We start from the raw sequence: 2996 nt of genomic DNA on the forward strand, positions 1-2996 counted from the left end.
CCATTGAAAAGTTATCTGCAAAAAAGTATTGAAGGTCAAAAACTGAGAAAACGAGAGTATTTAAGAGCAAAGCGTTTCTCCATAGAGGGAGGATACTTGAACAAAAGCGAAACTTATACAAGCATTAAAACGTCATATTTTTCGAAGGGGTTATTATGCTGGAAACGAAATTGATAAAATTGAATAATAAAAAATGAATAAGTTTTTCCCACCAAAGGGGGCAGATTGTTGAAAAAGAGTAGATTAACTTTTTTTACACTTACAATTTTGCTACTACTTATCGGATTCTCGGCTTATTATATTAACGATAATAAGCATGTGTATGGAAATGATAAAGATTCCATAGAAAAAGTAATTAAATCTATTAAAGGGTATGAAAATAAATCAATTGAAATTCTGGAGGTAAAGGATTTCAATGATCGAAGGGTTGTAGGATTTTTATCTAACAATAGTCCTGGCTATATTCATTTTAGAAAAAATGAAGATGGCAATTTTTTGTGGAGTTATATACAAGTGAGTGAGGATGAAAAATTTAGCTCATTCATTCCTGAGCATCTTAGTATGTTTATGATTGTTGCCAATAATGAAAATGAAATTGCTAAAATGCAAGTAAGTATAAATGGACAGAAATTGGAGCAAAGGTTTATTCCTTATAAGGCGACTGTTGCTTGGGTCAATTTTCCCGATACCGATAGTAGCCAATATGAATTTCGAAATTATAAGTATTATGATAAAGACGGAAATCTAATAAAAGAGATCAATTAGTTCGTTGAACTAACGGTGAACGTTACTTCAATAAACCACAAAATGAGGCTGCCGCCGCCCATGTGCCACATTTACAGCTGCTCGTTTTTTACCTTTTCGTGCAGCCGTACGTCTATACATCGCTCCAAGGAAGTTCTTAGATGCAGCAACGGAATGGGCCGCTTCTATTAAAGCAGATTTAAGATACTTGTTTCCGTTTGTGGTTTTGGCAGATTTCTTTTTTCCTGCACTTTCATTATGTCCAGGTACCAATCCAGCCCAAGAGCATAAATGCGCCGCACTAGGAAACTGTTTGTTAATATCCGTTCCGATTTCCGCCAGAATTTGTTCTGCCATTCGAGTAGCTATACCAGGGATTGAATCTAAACGTTCAACATCTTTGAAAAGATGCTATCCGCGCAGCAACTTCCTGATCGAGCACTTCAACTTGTTCATTTAAAAAATCAATGTGAGTTAAAATGGTTTTGATCATCAAACGCTGGTGAGGGTTTACATAGCCTTGAAGAGCTAGTTCGAGCTCGTTCTTTTTTTGTTTCAAGGTGCGCCTAGCAAAGTTCGCTAGTTTTTCGGGATCATCTTCGCCCTCCGCAATAGCACGCAACATATCGCGAGAGGAGACACCCATAATATCCGAAACGACAGAGCCAAGCTTAATATTCGCTCCCTCTAATACCTTTTGAATGCGATTGTGCTGTCTGGATCTCTCTTCAATAATGCTTCGGCGATACCTAACAAGCTCTCGAAGTTCACGTTGATTTCGATTTGGAATGAAGCTTGCTTTAAGAAGTCCATGACGGAGAAGTTTGGCGATCCATTCCGAATCCTTTACATCTGTTTTACGTAAAGGTAATGCCTTCATATGCTGGGCGTTCACCACTAAAAATTCAATTCCTTCAGCTTCAAGCAGGTTGACGATGGGTTTCCAAAATACGCCTGTGATTTCCATTGCGACGTGAGAACATTCATGCTGTTTGATCCAGTCGATAAGTTGTAATAGATGCACCGTTTTCGTAGAAAACGTTTGAATCTCCTTTCCTTTAGACGTTAGAATACATGCTGTAATGTTATCCTTGTGAATATCCATACCGCATGTACGTTCAATGACGACTTCCACTTAAAAAACATCCTCTCTACGGCTAATTCGGATAAGAGGCTGGTGCAACAACCAGAGTAGGATTAATCTCCCATGAGTGCTTCCCGAAAGAGAGCGACAATCTGTGATGCACCGTGATCGTTGGAGTCAGACTAACGGTTGGGCTCTAAGGCACCATAGCTTATCGACCTTCCTCTCCCAGCCATGGTAGCAGTATTGACAGATTCCTTAACCCATTTTCATCATCTGTGGTGCAGCGCTTGCGCTGCATGTATGACTAACGGGCAGATTAGTTCCAATAGGTGGTATTATTATTTTGACATACTCATAGGGACATTCATTAAAGGAATTGCATTCTGATGTTAGAGGAAGTGACCGACAAGTGCTAATAAATGTGTTAGAAAGATTTCTTGAGAGTGAAGTTCGGTATCAGGAAATGTATGAAGAAATCATCAAGTTCATTACTTCAGCTCACATCAGGAACGGAGAATTTGAAGGAAACTACTTTATTATTAAGAAGATGGATCAAGATATTTTTTTTATCTTCGCAGAAAATATACACCCAGTTGATAATCATGAGAGATACCTTATAGTGCATCAGTTTATAGAAATGATCTAGTCACTAAAATAAATGAGTACGCCTTAAAACAGCATCTTAAACTAATCAAATTAGATTGAGCTAACTGGGTACGTTAGCATATAAAGCTATAATTATACTTACATAGGGAGTTATAAAGATGGAAATTTCGAGAGAAAAAGCATACGTATATCTGTTATATTGTGTTCTTTTAGATATACGGAGTGCTTCTTACACTCATCGTATTAAATGGTGGAAGCCTTCATCATGGATCCAGGCTAAAATTGATTTGCAAGAAATAAACAATATTTCTGATGTATTTCATAACTTACCTGACTTGCTTGTTAACCGACCAAATGAATTTGATGAAAAATGGTTTTGGGATTACTTAAAACAGCGACTTCCAGACAGATATCAATTTTATTTTCAAGTTTTCACCGAAAAGATAAACGAAAAAGCATGAGTTCATTGAACTCCCTCTGTATGATTTGATTATCTCACGCAAGCTCGTCTATTCGCAGGATTTCAAACCTTTAGATTTCGATGATGAATGAAAGATAG

2 protein-coding genes and 1 pseudogene are annotated in these 2996 nt (G+C 37.3%); 2 read left to right on the top strand and 1 reads right to left on the bottom strand.

All coding sequences use genetic code 11. The annotated features are described in order from the left end of the window. Positions 1–228 precede the first annotated feature (228 nt). Positions 229–765 (top strand): hypothetical protein, encoded by a 537-nt coding sequence (locus J2Z65_RS35025; RefSeq protein ID WP_167059027.1) that lies wholly within the window; start codon positions 229–231, stop codon positions 763–765. A gap of 60 nt (positions 766–825) precedes the next feature. Here J2Z65_RS35025 and J2Z65_RS35030 read toward each other — a convergent pair. Then, positions 826–1879: pseudogene (locus J2Z65_RS35030) on the bottom strand (IS110 family RNA-guided transposase); the annotation flags it as partial. A gap of 716 nt (positions 1880–2595) precedes the next feature. Between J2Z65_RS35030 and J2Z65_RS35035 the strand changes: the two are divergent. Further along, the gene (locus J2Z65_RS35035) at positions 2596–2898 is read left to right on the top strand and encodes a hypothetical protein (RefSeq protein WP_167064790.1); all 303 of its coding nucleotides are present in this window, start codon (positions 2596–2598) and stop codon (positions 2896–2898) included. Positions 2899–2996 lie beyond the last annotated feature (98 nt).

The organism is Paenibacillus aceris (genome assembly GCF_017874035.1).
Taxonomy (GTDB): Bacteria; Bacillota; Bacilli; order Paenibacillales; family NBRC-103111; genus Paenibacillus_E; species Paenibacillus_E aceris.